This is a genomic window from Amycolatopsis bullii (genome assembly GCF_014654205.1).
Taxonomy (GTDB): Bacteria; Actinomycetota; Actinomycetes; order Mycobacteriales; family Pseudonocardiaceae; genus Amycolatopsis; species Amycolatopsis plumensis.
On the sequence record NZ_BNAW01000086.1, the window covers coordinates 1 to 15,709 of the forward strand.

Consider the following 15,709-nt stretch of genomic DNA (forward strand, 5'->3'; position numbering starts at 1 on the left):
CAGCGCGTCGCGCCGCGGGTTCAACCGAGGCAGCCGGGCCTCAGCGCTCCGCAGGCGAGGCTCCCGCTGGCCGCCGATGCCGCGGACGCCGCCGCGGACAATGCCAACACCGCGGCTGATGCTGCCGCCGCGGCGGCGGTGTTCGCCGGGAACGCGGCGGAGGCGGCGCAGAAGGCCACCGACCACGCGAACGCCGCGGCGACCACGGCCGTGACGGCGGCGCAGCAGGCGGGGCAGATCGCGCAGGTCGCCCGCCAGGCCGACGACGACCGGATCGCGCTGGCCGGGCAGCAGGCCGACGACGTGGCACTCGACGCGGCCGCGGCCTACGCCACCCAGCCGGTCCCGCCGCGCTGGGACCAGGACCAGGCCAGCACCTGGGACACCGACACCCACCGCCTCATCGCCGAAGCCACCACTCCGGGCGCCGCGCGCGCCACGATCATCAGCGATGCGCGCAAGGTCGCGTTGAAGCTGGCCGACACCGGTGGCCCGTGGACCAAGGCGGCGTCGCTGACCGCGGTCGCGGCCAGCGACGACGAAGCTGCCGACTTCATCACCACCGGCCTGATCGCGGCAGCGGGACAGGACGACCGCGTCATCCTTGCCGAACTGTCCGACACCGGCACGCCCGGTTTCAAGACGGCTGCTGCAGCGGCTTTGGCCGGTACCGACGCCGACGTGCGGAACTTCTTGCGCAGTCGCGACTACCCGGGCCGGCTGCAGGACGACACCCTCCAGGTCAGCCAGATCATGTCCGCCGCCAGAGCAGCCGGCCGGACCGTGGTCGTTCAGCACGGGCAGAACGCGCTGGACGCCGGAACCGATCAGGCACTGCGGGAGTTCCTCGACACCGACCAGTACATCGCCTTGCAGAACGACGATCTGGTCAAGGTCGCTCAGGTGCAGTCGGCCGCCCGCGCTGCGGGGTTCCGCGAGGTCGTCGCCGGTGCGCAAGCGGCGCTGGACGGACCACCGACGCTGGCACATGCGTTCCTGACCGTGGGCCAGTACACCGCCGCCCGGCGCGACCAGAACACCGCCGCGCACAACGCCGCCATCGACAGCCTGCTCGCCGAGGCCACCAGCGCCGCCGCCTCCGCCACTCACGACGCGGACGAAGCGCAGGCCGCCGCGGCCCGCGCCCGCGACGCCGCCGGCCAAGCGGCAGCGTGGGCCGAACAGGCAGCCACCGCAGCAGCGCAGGCCGCCGACGCCGCCCAACAAGCCCAAGACGCTGCCAACCGCGCCGCCACCTTCGCCCAGCAAGCGCAAGCATCGGCCAACACAGCCGCCGCTGCAGCCGCCTCCGCGACCGCCGCCGCCGACCAAGCCGGCCGCTCTGCCGCGTGGGCCTCCCACCCGGCGGCGGTAGCCGCAGGTTACGCGCGTGACGCTGCGACCTCCGCGCACAACGCCTACAACGACGCTCTCAGTGCCGGCAAGAGTGCCAAAGAAGCCGCCGACGCAGCACACGCAGCCTGGGACGCAGTCACCACAAAGGTCGAGACCGAAAAATAACAGGTCATCGAACAGCGCAAGCAAGCATGCAAATCCGAACTACGACCCGCGGCGGCGCGGTCGTACTACAGCGACGAAGACTGCATCCTGCTGCTCACCGGCACCCCGGCCCAGAAGGACCGCATCCTGCACGAACTGCAGGACCTCTGCCGCCAGTACAACCCCAAAGGCAGCTGGGACACCAACAACTGCCTGCAGCCATACAACCTCTTCAACCCCAACTACCAAGCCCAGAACCTCTACTCCAGCCCGACCGACGACAGCTCGGACCCAGTCAAGGACATCTTCCTGTTCATCGGCTTCAGCCTGCTCACCGCCGCCTGCGATGGCATCTGCGACGTACTCGCACTGCTCGGAGGTGCAGGTGCCGAACTCGGCGAATTCAACGCTCTCGCTGCGTCGGCCGAGCTGGCCGAGGCGATGGCCAACGGCAGGAGCGCCTTCGATGTTGTCGGCGTCGAAATTAACGCCGAACTCGGCGAAACCGCCAGCCTTGCCAGGCAAAGTGAAGCAGAACTCGCCCAGGTGGACGAGGTTGCCGACGAGATCAGTGGGATCGTCTGCCGGGGGAACAGTTTCGTCGCGGGCACTCGCGTGCTGATGGCCGACGGCACGAGCAAGCCCATCGAGGCTGTCAGAACAGGAGACCGCATCACCAACGCCGAGCCGGACAGCTCGGTGCTCCAGCAGCACGTCGTCGATGCCGCGCATGTCACCGCCACGGCGCACCACCTCTTCTGGGACCGCGCAGCGCACACGTGGACGCCGGCCGCGGCACTGGCTCCTGGGGCTCAGCTCGACAGTCCGCACGACGGTCATCTCACTGTTCTCGCGAACCGCCGTTACGCTGGTGGCGCGCGTACGTATAACCTCACCGTAGACGGTCTCCACACTTACTACGTCGAGGCCGGTGGTGTACCTGTACTGGTGCACAACAACAACGGAGACGAATGCGTAAATGGTGGACTTGGTGCTCTCGTTCAGGTCAATAGCCCTGATCCGGCCGCGGATGCGCTGGCGCAAAAGCTCAGCGGTGTCTCGCGGGTCAAGTTCGCCAATGATCCTAAAGGCCGAGAGATCGACGCGGTCAGTGACGCTTACATCGCCCAGAGCAAGCCTGCCGGGCTTCAGGTTGGCAGTCAGTTTCGCAAGCAAGCCAAGGAGACATTCGTCTTCGCGATACAATCCGGTCGCGTTCCCTACTTTCACTTTGAAGGGCCGCCAGCCGCTCAGGTGCTAGCAAAGCTGGCGGAGTACGGGCAACGATATGGCGTGCAACCCGTTATCGACATCGGACCTCTTGGGTGATCTAATTGTATGAATTTCACGGCTGGTTCGGCTTGGCGGAAACTCCGGAAGAGATTGAGGCTGAGAGATTTGATGAATCGCTGAAAGAACTCCGGAAGCGAGTTTCCGCCATTAACTGGGCGTCCGGAGAGGCGGCGCTAAAAGTATTCAACGGACTATCATTCTTGACTGTCAACGGGGCGCCGAACCGTCGCCGGGACGAAGAACGGGAACTGACCGAACTGCTCGAGTACGTCGCTCGAGAGTTCCCCGGGTCGTGGGGCGTCTTGTATGAACGGTCAGACGACATGGATAGCCCCCCTGGTCCGGGTGCGTTTCGAGTCCGAGTGATGTCGCGAGGCGCGCTTCATTTGCGCTTGGACCCGTTCCTTTCGCCGGTTCATCCCGTCATCGAGGACTGAACTCGGGCGTCGCCGAATTCGACCAGGATGCGGGCTGCGGTTCCGACGCCGATGCCGAGCATCGAGGTCAGGACCCCGGCAAGAGGGTTTTGAGGCTGTCCGCCAGTCTGGGTTGGTGCCGCCGACAGCCTCGCGGTCGCCCAGCGGCGTGGCGAAGCTGTCGGCGTCCGGTGCGGAACGCTTGTCCTGCTTCGCGGTGGTGCCGTCTGGGAACTTTCGGGCCACTGGGTCAACGAGGCAGGACTTGCTGATCCACTCCCACCAGGGGAAGGGGCCGCCCGTGTGGTGAGCGTCGGGCGCGCGGGAGAAGTTCAGGACCAGCGCGCAGCTGCCTGCGTTGTAGCGCACGCTGACGTCCTTCGAGGCCGTGGCGCGGTCGGCCGGCCAAGGGCTTGTGTTCACGACGCCGAGCGGGACGTGGCTGTGGCGCTCGAAGTTCCACCGTCGGGTCTTCCGTCCCGCGGTCGATCCCAGCGACGCGTCCGGGACGAAGGCGGGCTGTGCGGCGGTCCGGCCGGGGTTGACTTTTCACGAGTTGCGGCACAGTCACAAGACCTGGCTGATCGCGGGCGGTGCTCCGGAGATCGCGCAGGCTCGGCTTGGTCATCATCTGGACAACCGGGTCATCGAGACCTACTCCCACGCCGCCCCCGGAGGTCGAGCAGCGGCTGCTCGATGCCCTCGACCGCCGACGGCACACGGCGGCGCCACTGCCGCCGACGCCGTCGCCGAGTGTGGCCGACAGGGCGCGGCTGGCACCGGTTGTCCCCCTCTTCGCCACGGTGGGGTCACCCGCCGACCGGGCCCAGGAGCACAAGATCACGCGGCAAGCCGATCACCGAACATCAAAGCCGGAATGCAGAAAAACCCCTCCGAACAGCCCGGAAGGCTGAAACGAAGGGGTTCTCTGAGAGAGTGGAGCTAGGGGACTCGAACCCCTGGCCCCCTCACTGCGAGTGAGGGTCGATCATGGTCCTGACCTGCGGCGATAGAGAATCGCCTAGTCGTTCGCGGCGGCGGGCGACGAGGGGGTTGGCCGCGATCAGCTTCTCCGGCACGGCGTCGGAGAGCAGGAGCGAGAAACATTTGATGATGCTGTCGACCGTGGTCTTCGCCAGCATCGAGGCGCGCAGCTTCTTTTCCCAGGTGCGGATGCCGAGGTTGGTGAGTTCGGCGAAGGCGGTGTTGTCCCAGCGGGGGAGGATGTGGACTTTGAGGAAGCTGCGGTAGTTCTCTTCGGTGCGTTGGTCGATGTCGAGGGAGTCGAGCCAGGCGGGGGCGAATTCGGCGATGGTGGTGCGGCCGTCTTCGGGGTCGATCCAGGTTCCGGTGCGTTGTTCGTGGAGCATGGTGCTGATGTGGTCTTCGGCGGCGTCGGGGGTGGGGAAGCCGGAGATGGCGCCTTTGGTGCCGTCGGTGCGGCGGTAGCGGACTCGCCAGGTGTCGTCGCCGGCGGGTTCGGTCCAGGGCACGGTGAGCTCCTGCGCTGTGGTGAGGGGGTCGCGTGGTGGTGCGTGTCCAGGACCGCTCCATAGGCGACAGAGAGGAAGCGTGTTCGGCGAAGAACCTCGGTGTGCGACCGGATCGGGTGTCAGCGACGGGTGCGACGTCGGTGTCCGGGGCGACTGGTCTGGTCACGGTTGCTCGGTCCGCGGTGGCCGGCAGCAACGATGGCGCGAAGGTCGTCTTCGGTGAAGCGCAGGTGTTTGCCGACGAACGTGCAGGGGATGAGGCGCTGGCCGGCTTTGCGGCGGAGCCAGGACTCGCTGACGGTCAGCCGCTCGGCCGCGGCTGCTGGCGTGTAGAGGAGTCGGTGCCCTCCGTCGGCAGCGGAGCCAGCGGGCTGGGAGTGCCTCGGCAGCTCGAGCTCCGCAGCGTCAGGTCGCCGGATGACTTCATGGTCGGTTTGCATGGCGGCCTCGAAGTGAGCGACGGATCGTGGTCGCCCCTAACTCCATTCAGCCGCAGGGGAGGAGACAGCGCTGCGATGATCCGCGGCGAACCGCTTCGACCGGGCACCCGGCGAGGAGGCTGTGCCCGCGGCCGGCGGCACGAAGATGCACGCAAAGAACCTTTGGCGTCCACCTGTCCGGGGGACGCTGCTGGGGCACTTTTCGTGACCCCATTTCGCCGCTCTCGGGCCCGTGCCCCAGTTTTGCCCCAGCTACTAGCCGGTAGCTGGACTTCTTCTTGACGAAACTCAAGATCCGGGCCAACGAAAAAACCGCCTACCTGGAACTTCTGTTCCGGTGGGCGGTGTTTCGTCACTGTGGAGCTAAGGGGACTCGAACCCCTGACCCCCTCACTGCCAGTGAGGTGCGCTACCAGCTGCGCCATAGCCCCGAGGCGAAGGTGAACTCCGCATCTCGTATGCCCATACAGTACACCCCGCCCAGAGGCCCTCCGCGCGGGGGTCCTCACAACCCTGTCCCGCGATCCACAACGCGCTGACCAGCAGGTTCACACCTTATTTTTAGTCCTGTATTGACGCCTCGCTGTGGCCGCCGTTACATTTTGCGCGGTTGTGACGCCGAGGTCCCCGCCCGTTACGCCGCGTCTCCAACACCGGGCACACCTCTCGATGACGCCGCGTGCGCGGCAGAGGAGGCTTCGATGACGAGACGGCGGGTGATGACGCTGCTCGCGGCAGCGTCGGTCCTGGTCGGAAGCATGGTGACGACGAGCGCTGAAGCAGCGGTGACCCCGGACGGGTGGTACACCGTTGCCGCCGTCAACAGCGGGAAGTGTGTCGATGCCCGGGCCGCCGGGACCGCCGACGGGACCGTCGTCCAGCAGTACGCCTGCAACCAGACCGCTTCGCAGCAGTGGCAGTTCCAGGCCACCGGGGACGGCTACTTCCGGGTCAACGCCCGCGCCAACCCGGCCGCGACCTGGGACGTCAAGGACGTCTCCACCGCCGACGGTGGTCTGCTCCAGCTCTGGACCTACGGGGGCGGTGCCAACCAGCAGTGGCAGGCCGTCGACGAGGGCGGTGGCCGGTATCACTTCGCCAGCCGCAACAGCGGGAAGTGCCTCGACGTCCCCGGTGCCTCCACCGGCGATGTCCAGCTCCAGCAGTACACCTGCAACGGCACCGCCGCCCAGTCCTTCATGCTGACCCCCATGGACACGAGCCAGCCCGACTTCGGCCCGAACGTGGTGATCTTCGACCCGTCCATGCCGAGCTCGACCATCCAGAGCCGGCTCGACAGCATCTTCGCCCAGCAGGAACGCAACCAGTTCGGCGGCCAGCGCTACGCCGTCATGTTCAAGCCCGGCACCTACGCCAACGACGTCAACGTCGGCTTCTACACGCAGGTCCTGGGCCTCGGCCTGAGCCCCGACGCCGTGAACGTCAACGGCGCCGTGCACGTCGAGGCCGACTGGTTCCCGCCGCAGAACGCCACCCAGAACTTCTGGCGGGGCGCCGAGAACCTGTCCGTGACGCCGAACGGGGGCGCCGACCGGTGGGCGGTCTCCCAGGCCGCGCCCTACCGGCGCATGCACGTCCGCGGTGACCTTCAGCTCGACGACGGCGGCTGGGCCAGCGGTGGCTGGATCTCCGACACGAAGATCGACGGCCAGGTCCGCTCCGGCTCGCAGCAGCAGTGGATCTCCCGGAACTCGCAGTTCGGAAGCTGGAACGGCTCGAACTGGAACATGGTCTTCGCCGGCGTCCAGGGCGCGCCCGCCAACACCTTCCCGGCGCCGCCGTACACCACCGTCGGTCAGACGCCGGTTGTGCGCGAGAAGCCCTTCCTCTACATCGACAGCGCCGGCAAGTACCAGGTGTTCGTGCCCGCCATCAAGACCAACGCGTCCGGCACGACGTGGGCGAACGGCGCCGCGCCCGGCACCTCGGTCCCGATCGACCAATTCTTCATCGCCAAGCCCGGCGCCACCGCCGCGGAGATGAACGCCGCGCTGGCCGCGGGCAAGAACCTGCTGGTCACGCCGGGTGTCTACCACCTGAACCAGACCCTGCGCGTCACCCGTCCGGACACCGTCGTGCTCGGCCTGGGCATCGCCACGCTGATCCCCGACAACGGCATCACCGCGATGACCGTGGACGACGTCGACGGCGTCAAGGTCGCCGGCCTGCTGATCGACGCCGGCACGACCAGCTCGAACACGCTCATGCAGGTCGGCCCGGCCGGCTCGAGCGCGAACCACGCGGCGAACCCGACGTCGCTGCACGACGTGTTCTTCCGGATCGGCGGCGCCGCCGTCGGGAAGGCGACGAACAGCCTGGTCGTCAACAGCAGCAACGTGATCGGCGACCACATGTGGATCTGGCGCGCCGACCACGCCGAGCGCAACGAGTACGTCGGCTGGACCACGAACACCGCCGACACCGGGCTGATCGTCAACGGCAACGACGTCACGATGTACGGCCTCTTCGTCGAGCACTACCAGAAGACGCAGGTGGTCTGGAACGGCAACGGCGGCCGGACCTACTTCTTCCAGAACGAGATGCCCTACGACGTGCCGAACCAGGCGAGCTGGATGAACGGCTCGACCCAGGGCTTCTCCGCCTACAAGGTGAGCCCGAACGTCACCAGTCACGAAGCTTGGGGGCTGGGCAGTTACTGCTACTTCAGCACCAACCCGTCCGTGGCCAGCGCGCACGCGTACGAGGCGCCGAACACGCCGGGTGTCCGGTTCCACGACATGGTGACCGTGTCGCTCAACTACCAGGGCACGATCACGCACGTGATCAACAACACGGGCCCGGCGACGCCGTCCGGCACGAAGGCCGTCAACCTGGTGAGTTACCCCTGAATCACCGGCGTGCGCCGTGGTGGCGGCCGCGGCGCACGCCGGTCCTTTGTGGATACCCCCGAACGGGGTGTTCCGGGCGCCGGACGGGGTAAACGTCGCGATACTGGGAGTCCCTAGATCCGGGAGCGGCAGATGACCTCCTTCGCAGCGTTCTCCGTCGTCGAACCCCGCAAGGCCTGGCCGATCACCGCCGTCCGCGGTGTGTTCGCCGTGCTCTTCGGGCTCTTCGCGCTGATCTGGCCCGGCGCCACTGTCCTCGTCCTGGCGATCCTGTACGGCGTGTACGCGATCATCGACGGCATCGGCGGCCTCATGCAGGCCTTCCGCCCGGGTGACGCCGGCCACCGCGCCGCCTACGGGATCCTCGGCGCGCTCGGCATCGTCGCCGGGATCCTCGTCCTGGTCTGGCCCGGCATCACCGTCCTGCTGCTGGCCCTGCTGGTCGGCCTGTGGGCGATCGTCACCGGCATCGCCGAGATCGCGGCGGCCATCCGCCTGCGCAAGCAGATCCAGGGGGAGGCCTTCCTCATCCTGGCCGGCGCGATCTCCGTGCTCGCCGGGATCTTCATCGTGATCAACCCGATCGCCGGGGCGTACGGAATCGCCCTGCTCGTCGGGATTTACGCGCTGCTGTACGGGATCGTGCTCTTGGTGCTCGCCTTCCGCCTGCGCAAGCTCGCCGCCTGAGTACCGTGCGGGGGTGTCGACCCGCGAACTGGTGGTGCTGGGCACCGCGAGCCAGGTGCCCACGCGCCACCGCAACCAGAACGGCTACCTCCTCCGCTGGGACGGCGAGGGCATCCTCTTCGACCCCGGCGAAGGCACCCAGCGCCAGATGCTGCGGGCCGGTGTCGCCGCCACGGACGTCACGCGGATCTGCGTCACGCACTTCCACGGCGACCACAGCCTCGGCCTGCCCGGGGTGATCCAGCGGCTGTCGCTGGACAAGGTGCCGCACCCGGTCCACGCCCACTTCCCGGCCTCCGGCGCGCATTACTTCGCGCGGATGCGGCACGCGACGGCCTTTTACGAGCAGGCCGACCTGCGGGAACACCCGATCGCCGAGGACGGCCCGATCGCCACCGGGAAGCTCACCCTCGAGGCGAGGCGGCTGAGCCACCCCGTCGAGGCGTTCGGCTACCGGCTGATCGAGCCGGACGGCCGCACGATGCTCCCGGGGAAACTGCGCGAACGCGGCATCGCGGGCCCGGACGTCGGCTGGCTCCAGCGGGAGGGGCGCCTGGGGGCCACGAACCTCGAGGACGTCAGCGAGCCGCGGCCCGGCCAGCGGTTCGCGTTCGTGATGGACACTCGCCTGTGCGACGCGGTGTACGCGCTCAGCGAAAACGCCGACACGCTGGTGATCGAATCGACGTTCCTCGCCGAGGACACGTCCCTGGCGAAGGACTTCGGCCATCTGACCGCCCGGCAGGCCGCCCGGGTCGCCGCCGAGTCCGGCGTCCGGCAGCTCGTGCTGACCCACTTCTCGCAGCGCTACCCCGATCCGGGACGCTTCGAAGCCGAAGCGCGGGCCGAGTTCGACGGCGAGATCGTCGTCGCGCAGGACCTGGAGCGGGTCCAGGTGCCGAAACGGCGTTCTTTCCCCACGCGGCAAGAAGCGCCGTAGGCTGCATCTCGTGAGCCAGCCGATCCTGATGACCGTCGACGACGATCCCGCCGTGTCCCGCTCGGTCGCCCGTGACCTGCGCCGGCGCTACGGGAAGGACTACCGCGTCATCCGCGCCGACTCCGGCCCGGACGCCCTCGACGCGCTGCGCGAGATCAAGCTGCGCGGCGACGCCGTCGCGGCGATCCTCGCCGACTACCGGATGCCCCAGATGGACGGGATCGCCTTCCTCGAGAAGGCGATGGACCTGTTCCCGCACGCCCGCCGTGCCCTGCTGACCGCCTACGCCGACACCGACGCCGCGATCCAGGCGATCAACGTCGTCGACGTCGACCACTACCTGCTCAAGCCGTGGGACCCACCGGAGGAGAAGCTCTACCCGGTGATCGACGCCCTGGTCGAGACGTGGAAGGCGGTCGGCGACAAGCCGGTCGAAGAGGTCAAGCTCCTCGGCCACAAGTACTCGTCGCCGTCGTTCCACATGCGCGACTTCCTCGCGCGCAACGCCGTGCCGTACCGCTGGTACTCCGTCGACGAGGACGAGGGCAAACGCCTGCTCCAGGCGGCCGAGGCCACCGAAGCCGACATCCCGGTGGTCGTCACCCCGGACGGCGCCGTCCTCAAGAACCCGACCGGCAGCGAGATCGCCGACGCGGTCGGCCTGTCGACCCGGCCGGCGCAGGAGTTCTACGACCTCGTCGTCATCGGAGGAGGCCCGGCCGGCCTCGGCGCCGCGGTGTACGGCGCCTCCGAGGGCCTGCGCACGGTGCTCGTCGAGAAGAAGGCCACCGGCGGCCAGGCCGGCACGAGCTCGCGCATCGAGAACTACCTCGGCTTCCCGGACGGCGTGTCGGGCGCGCAGCTGACCGACCGGGCGCGGCGCCAGGCGCAGAAGTTCGGCGCCGAGGTGCTGACCGCCCGGGACGTCGTCGGCCTGGAAGCCCGCGGTTCGTCGCGGGTGATCACCTTCGGTGACGGCAGCGAGATCGCCGCGCACTCGGTGATCCTCGCCAGCGGCGTCACCTACCGCGCCCTCGAAGCCGACGGCGTCGAGGAGCTGACCGGCCGTGGCGTCTACTACGGCTCGGCCGCGACCGAGGCGCCCGAGTGCAAGGGCGAGCACGTCTACATCGTCGGCGGCGCCAACTCCGCCGGGCAGGCCGCGGTGTTCTTCGCCAAGCACGCCAGCGACGTGACGATCCTGGTGCGCGGTGCCTCGCTGGAGGCGTCGATGTCCCACTACCTGATCGAGCAGATCGCGGGCATCGGGAACATCCACGTCCGCACGCACACCACGGTCAAGCAGGTCCACGGCGACGGGCACCTCGAGCGGCTCACGCTCTGCGAGAACGGCGTCACCGAGACGGTCGAGACCGGGCACCTGTTCATCTTCATCGGCGCCGCCCCGCGCACCGACTGGCTCGGCGACGCCATCCACCGCGACGAGCACGGGTTCGTGTGCACCGGCCCGGACCTCCGGAGCGCCGGGCAGCGGCCGGCGGGCTGGCCGCTCGACCGTGACCCGTACTACCTCGAGTCGTCCATCCCGGGCGTGTTCGTGGCCGGTGACGTGCGGTCCCAGTCGGTCAAGCGGGTGGCCTCCGCGGTCGGCGAGGGCGCGATGGCCGTGACGCTGGTACACCGGTACCTGGAGGAACAATGAGCGCACTGCCGCGGGAAGAGCTTCGCGGCCTCTTCCTGTTCGAACACCTTTCCGAAGAGCAGCTCGACTGGGTCGCCGCCAACGCCGTGCTCGAGGAGTACGAAGGCGACAGCTTCGTCATCCGCGAGGGCGGCGAGGCCACCTGCTTCTACGTGATCCTGAACGGCGCCGTCCGGATGACCCGGCTGGTCAGCGGCGCCGAGATCGAGGTCAACCGGTCCGATCAGCGCGGCGCCTACTTCGGCGCGACGCAGTTCTTCGTGCACCAGGAAGCCGAGCACAACTACGGCGCTTCGGTGCAGGCGCTGAGCGACCTGACGGTGCTCGCGCTGCCGGCCGCGGAGTTCTCCGTCCAGTTCCGCAAGTGGTTCCCGATGGCGACGCACCTGCTGGAGGGCATGTACCTCGGCTGGCGCAACAGCGACACCGTGATCGGCTCCCGCCGCCGGCTGCTCGCCCTCGGTGAGCTCTCGGCCGGCCTGACGCACGAGCTGAACAACCCGGCCGCGGCCGCCGTCCGGGCGACGTCCGCCCTGCGCGAACGCGTCGCCGGGATGCGGCACAAGCTCGCCTTCCTGGCCAAGAAGGACATCGAGCCGGAGCTGCTCTACCAGCTCATCGACGTCCAGGAACGCCTGGTCAAGCAGGTCGCGCAGGCGGAGAAGCTGACGGCGATGCAGCAGGCCGACCGCGAGGACGAGATCGGCGACTGGTTCGACGAACGCGGCATCGACGGCGGCTGGGACCTCGCCGACATCTACGTCCGCGCCGGGCTGACCACGGCCGACCTGGACCACGTCCTCGAGCAGGTGGGCGACACCTTCATCGACGGCGCCGTCCGCTGGCTCGCCTACGCCCTCGAAACCGAGATGCTGATGGGCGAGATCGAGGACTCCACCACGCGCATCTCCGCCCTGGTCGGCAAGGCCAAGCAGTACTCGCAGATGGACCGGGCGCCGCACCAGTGGGTCGACGTCCACGACGGCCTCGACTCCACGCTCGTGATGCTCTCCGGCAAGATCGGCGCTGGTGTCCGGGTCGTCAAGGAGTACGACCGCAGCCTGCCGAAGATCCCGGCGTACCCGGCCGAGCTGAACCAGGTCTGGACGAACATCATCGACAACGCCCTCGGCGCGATGCAGGGCGAGGGCACGCTGACCCTGCGGACGTGGGGCGAGAACGACCAGGTCCGCGTCGAGATCGGCGACACCGGCCCGGGCATCCCCGCGGACATCAAGCCGCGGATCTTCGAGCCGTTCTTCACGACCAAGCCGGTCGGCGAGGGCACCGGGCTGGGCCTGGACATCTCGTGGAAGATCGTCGTCGAACGGCACCAGGGCGACCTGCGCGTCGAGTCCGCGCCGGGGAACACCCGGTTCGAGGTCTGCCTGCCGACGGTCGAGCAGGCCTCGCTCTGATGGCTTCCGTCCCGACGGTCACGACCGAACTCGGGGCGCTGGTCGGGCTGGCGGGTGACGGCGTCCGCGTCTGGCGCGGGATCCCGTACGCCCGCCCGCCGGTCGGCGAGCTGCGGTGGAAGGCGCCGCAGCCGCCGTCGCTGTCCGGCGGGGTGCACGTGGCCACCGAGTACGGCCCGCACGCCATGCAGTCGCCGGACCCGATGAACCCGGCCGCCGTGTGCGACGAGGACTGCCTGTACCTCAACGTCTGCACGCCGGAGGGACCCGCACCGGCGGGTGGCCGGCCGGTGCTGTTCTGGCTGCACGGCGGCGGTTACCGCGTCGGCCACGGCGAGCAGCTGGGGGACGGCGAAGAGTTCGCGCGCGCCGGGATCGTCGTCGTCACGATCAACTACCGGCTCGGGTCGCTCGGCTTCCTGCACCTCGCCGGGATCTTCGGTTCCGCGGAGCCAGACGCCGGTGTGTGCGGCTTCCTCGACCAGGTCGAGGCCCTGAAGTGGGTGCGCCGCAACATCTCCGCGTTCGGCGGCGATCCGGCGCGGATCACGGTTTACGGCGTGTCGGCGGGCGCGAAGAGCGTCGGGAACCTCATGGGCAGCCCGCTCGGTGCGGGGTTGTTCGCGCAGGCCATCAGCAGTTCCGGCGGGGCGGACCACGTGGCGACGCCGGAGGCCGGGACGGCGCTGGCGCGGCGGCTGCTGGACGAGGTCGGCTGCCACGACCTCGCGGCGCTGCGCTCGCTGCCGGCCAAGGAGTTCGTCGAGGCGCAGGAGCGGATCCTGAGCGGGTTCCAGGCGTTGTGGCTGTGGCGCCCGACGTTGCACCCGACGGCGCTGCCGGAAGTACCGATCGGGCCGATCCGGCGGGGGAGTGCGGCCGGGATTCCGTTGCTGGTCGGCTGCAACAGCAACGAAGGCAGCACGTACGCGATGATGCTCGGCGAAGATGTCGCCACCGCGCCGGCTTCCGGTGTGCTCTCGGGCATCCTCGGTGATTCGGGCGCTTCACGGCTGCTCGAGACGTATCTTCGCCGAATGCCCGATCTGCAGGCCGCCCGGATCGCCGCGATGGGCGACGAGCGGTACGGGATTCCGACGCAGCGGCTCGCCGACGCGCAGTCCGCGCACGCTCCCGTCTACCGGTACCGGATCGACATCGCCGCGCCCGGGGTGCCTGAACAGCTCGACGGCGGGCACGGGACGGAAACCACGATGGCGTGGAAGGTGCCGCTTCCGTTGGCCGCACAGGGAACCGCGGTGAACCCGGCGCGCGAGCGGGCGGCCTTGCTCATCCACCGGTGCTGGGTGGGGTTCGTGCGGTCCGGTGTCGCGTCGGCCGACGGACCGGAATGGCCGTTGTACGGGCCGGAACTACGGCCGGTCATGGTGTTCCGGGAGGACACGGACCTGGTGCTCGACCCGCGGGCGGACGAGCGCGCGGCGTGGGGGGACGTCGAGTGGGCGTCCGGAACGTGGTTTCCGGTGTCCTGAGGTACCTCTACCCTTGTGAGTGATGATGTTCGAACACGTGTGCGAGTAGCGTGTTCGTTGTCCGGCATTGCCCGGCTCATGGAGGGAGGAAAGTCATGGGCGCGTACCGAGTTTCGGCAGGGTCAACGTCATGGCGGCGGTCGTCAGCCAGCTCAGCAGATCGGCGAGGGGAATGCGGGAAAGCCGGTCCGGCCATTCCTCCGCCACTGCGTGCAGCACGAGTTCGTCGTGCCGTGGCTCGACCTTCGTCAGTCTCGTGCCCGGCGGGAGTTCCGGCAGCGGCACCTCGATGGGCCGGAAGCGCTTCGGTGCGCGCAGTTCCTTCTGTCCGATGTGGAGCGTCTGGGGCAGGAGGAGCACGGCGTCGTCCGCCACCTGGGGCCGCAGGGTCAGGTGGCCCCAGTGCGGGTGCTTGGCCCAGCGGATCCGGAGCAGCCCGTTCCCGGCGGGAGACGCGACGATCCCGGGCCGGACCGCCGCCACCCGTTCGCGCAGTACGTCCGCGGACACGGCGATCTGCAGCCGGACACGCGCGGGAATGGCGGCGGGCGTGGGCAGCGAGCGGAGGCGGACGTCTTCGGCGATCACGATGACCCGGCGCAGCGGAATGCTGCCGCCGTCCGGTTCGTGCTCCGGCCAGTCGACGTCCTCGGCGACGATCCGGACGTCGCCGAGGCGGCCGGTGGCCAGCCGGAGGCTGTCGGCCGGGTAGTCGAGTGCGGTGAGGGTGAGGCCGACTTCGCGGTCACCCACGGTCGTGGTCAGCCTGCGCCCGACGAGCTGTTCGGTGACGGTGCGCGCCAAGGCGGCCGGCGTGACCGGGACGTTCGGGAGCAGTGAACGCCCGGCCGCGGCCAGCCCGGCCAGCTCGGGCCACGGCGACCAGCCGTCGAACCACCTGCCGTCGCTCATCCGTCCAGTGTCGCCCACGGACACCGGCGGCGGCGACGGCGGGTGGTTCCCGGTTGGGCCAGCGGATCGCCTCCGGTCACCGGCCCGCGAAGCGGGCGATGATGCCGGTGACGACCAGCCAGAACACCGCGGCGAGGCCGAAGTCGAGAATCACCTGCAGGCTGGGGCTGTCGACCGGGAACAAACCGGGCCAGAACAACGCGAGAGGAACCGCCAGCGACTTGATGAACTGGAAGAAGGCATTGCCGGCGTTCGCACCGGCAAGCACCATGATCATGTAGAGAACTTCGATCCCCGCGAAGATCGCGCCGATCGCCGTGATGACCCGCACGGCCGTGTTCCGTCTGGTGGTGGTTCGCCAAGGAGACATGCCGCGAAAATTCCCGGATCGGGTGACGGATCAAACGCATCCCAGCCCAGATTGCGCCGTTCGGCCGCTTCCGTTGCTCTCCGCGACCCTCCAGCACGCCTGGTGAGCACCCTCGGCGACGCCCACCGCCCCCGCCGACGCCCGCTGCCGGGCCTCGCCGAGCCCGCCCGCCACCGCTCGCCTCCCGACACCCGCCGCCCCGGCGCCGCCCGAC

At 68.9% G+C, this 15,709-nt stretch carries 13 protein-coding genes and 1 tRNA gene; 9 read left to right on the forward strand and 5 right to left on the reverse strand.

The genetic code is table 11. The features are described from left to right. The 3 genes from IE317_RS43140 to IE317_RS43150 all read left to right on the forward strand — a co-directional run. On the forward strand, window positions 1-1,521 hold a 1,521-nt coding region (locus IE317_RS43140; RefSeq protein ID WP_191317139.1), incomplete at its 5' end, for an ALF repeat-containing protein. Window positions 1,522-1,941: 420 nt separating this feature from the next. Further along, window positions 1,942-2,829, forward strand: a complete 888-nt coding sequence (locus tag IE317_RS43145; protein ID WP_191317140.1) for a restriction endonuclease fold toxin — start codon at window positions 1,942-1,944, stop codon at window positions 2,827-2,829. 5 nt (window positions 2,830-2,834) lie between these two features. Beyond that, window positions 2,835-3,230 carry an Imm7 family immunity protein gene (locus IE317_RS43150; protein ID WP_191317141.1) on the forward strand — a complete coding sequence of 132 codons (396 nt, stop codon included), beginning with the start codon at window positions 2,835-2,837 and terminating at the stop codon, window positions 3,228-3,230. Between the two features lie 947 nt (window positions 3,231-4,177). Here the strand turns inward: IE317_RS43150 and IE317_RS43155 are convergent. The 3 genes from IE317_RS43155 to IE317_RS43165 all read right to left on the reverse strand — a co-directional run bounded on the left by IE317_RS43155 (window position 4,178) and on the right by IE317_RS43165 (window position 5,573). Continuing rightward, window positions 4,178-4,702, reverse strand: a complete 525-nt coding sequence (locus tag IE317_RS43155; RefSeq protein ID WP_229903234.1) for a hypothetical protein — start codon at window positions 4,700-4,702, stop codon at window positions 4,178-4,180. A 119-nt stretch (window positions 4,703-4,821) separates the two neighbouring features. Then, the gene (locus IE317_RS43160) at window positions 4,822-5,142 is read right to left on the reverse strand and encodes a helix-turn-helix domain-containing protein (protein ID WP_191317142.1); all 321 of its coding nucleotides are present in this window, start codon (window positions 5,140-5,142) and stop codon (window positions 4,822-4,824) included. Window positions 5,143-5,500: 358 nt separating this feature from the next. Continuing rightward, window positions 5,501-5,573 (reverse strand) — tRNA-Ala (locus tag IE317_RS43165). A gap of 270 nt (window positions 5,574-5,843) precedes the next feature. Between IE317_RS43165 and IE317_RS43170 the strand changes: the two genes are divergently transcribed. From IE317_RS43170 to IE317_RS43195, 6 genes are all read left to right on the forward strand, one after another. Continuing rightward, window positions 5,844-8,012, forward strand: a complete 2,169-nt coding sequence (locus tag IE317_RS43170; RefSeq protein ID WP_191317143.1) for an RICIN domain-containing protein — start codon at window positions 5,844-5,846, stop codon at window positions 8,010-8,012. Between the two features lie 132 nt (window positions 8,013-8,144). Then, window positions 8,145-8,699 (forward strand): HdeD family acid-resistance protein, encoded by a 555-nt coding sequence (locus IE317_RS43175; RefSeq protein WP_191317144.1) that lies wholly within the window; start codon window positions 8,145-8,147, stop codon window positions 8,697-8,699. 13 nt (window positions 8,700-8,712) lie between these two features. Further along, on the forward strand, window positions 8,713-9,639 hold the full coding sequence (locus IE317_RS43180; protein ID WP_191317145.1) for a ribonuclease Z: 927 nt from the start codon (window positions 8,713-8,715) through the stop codon (window positions 9,637-9,639). 10 nt (window positions 9,640-9,649) lie between these two features. Then, window positions 9,650-11,302: a response regulator gene (locus tag IE317_RS43185; protein WP_191317146.1), complete on the forward strand. Its 1,653-nt coding sequence runs from the start codon at window positions 9,650-9,652 to the stop codon at window positions 11,300-11,302. Beyond that, window positions 11,299-12,720: an ATP-binding protein gene (locus tag IE317_RS43190; RefSeq protein ID WP_191317147.1), complete on the forward strand. Its 1,422-nt coding sequence runs from the start codon at window positions 11,299-11,301 to the stop codon at window positions 12,718-12,720. The genes IE317_RS43185 and IE317_RS43190 overlap by 4 nt, the downstream gene beginning before the upstream one ends. Continuing rightward, a complete protein-coding gene (locus IE317_RS43195) occupies window positions 12,720-14,213 on the forward strand; it encodes a carboxylesterase/lipase family protein (protein ID WP_191317148.1) in 1,494 nt (497 codons plus the stop codon). The genes IE317_RS43190 and IE317_RS43195 overlap by 1 nt, the downstream gene beginning before the upstream one ends. Before the next feature lie 93 nt (window positions 14,214-14,306). On the opposite strand, the gene IE317_RS43200 is transcribed toward IE317_RS43195, so the two are convergent. Next, the gene (locus tag IE317_RS43200) at window positions 14,307-15,125 is read right to left on the reverse strand and encodes a hypothetical protein (protein ID WP_191317149.1); all 819 of its coding nucleotides are present in this window, start codon (window positions 15,123-15,125) and stop codon (window positions 14,307-14,309) included. A 76-nt stretch (window positions 15,126-15,201) separates the two neighbouring features. Beyond that, entirely contained in the window at window positions 15,202-15,456 is a 255-nt protein-coding gene (locus IE317_RS43205; protein WP_191317150.1) for a hypothetical protein, read from the reverse strand. Window positions 15,457-15,709 lie beyond the last annotated feature (253 nt).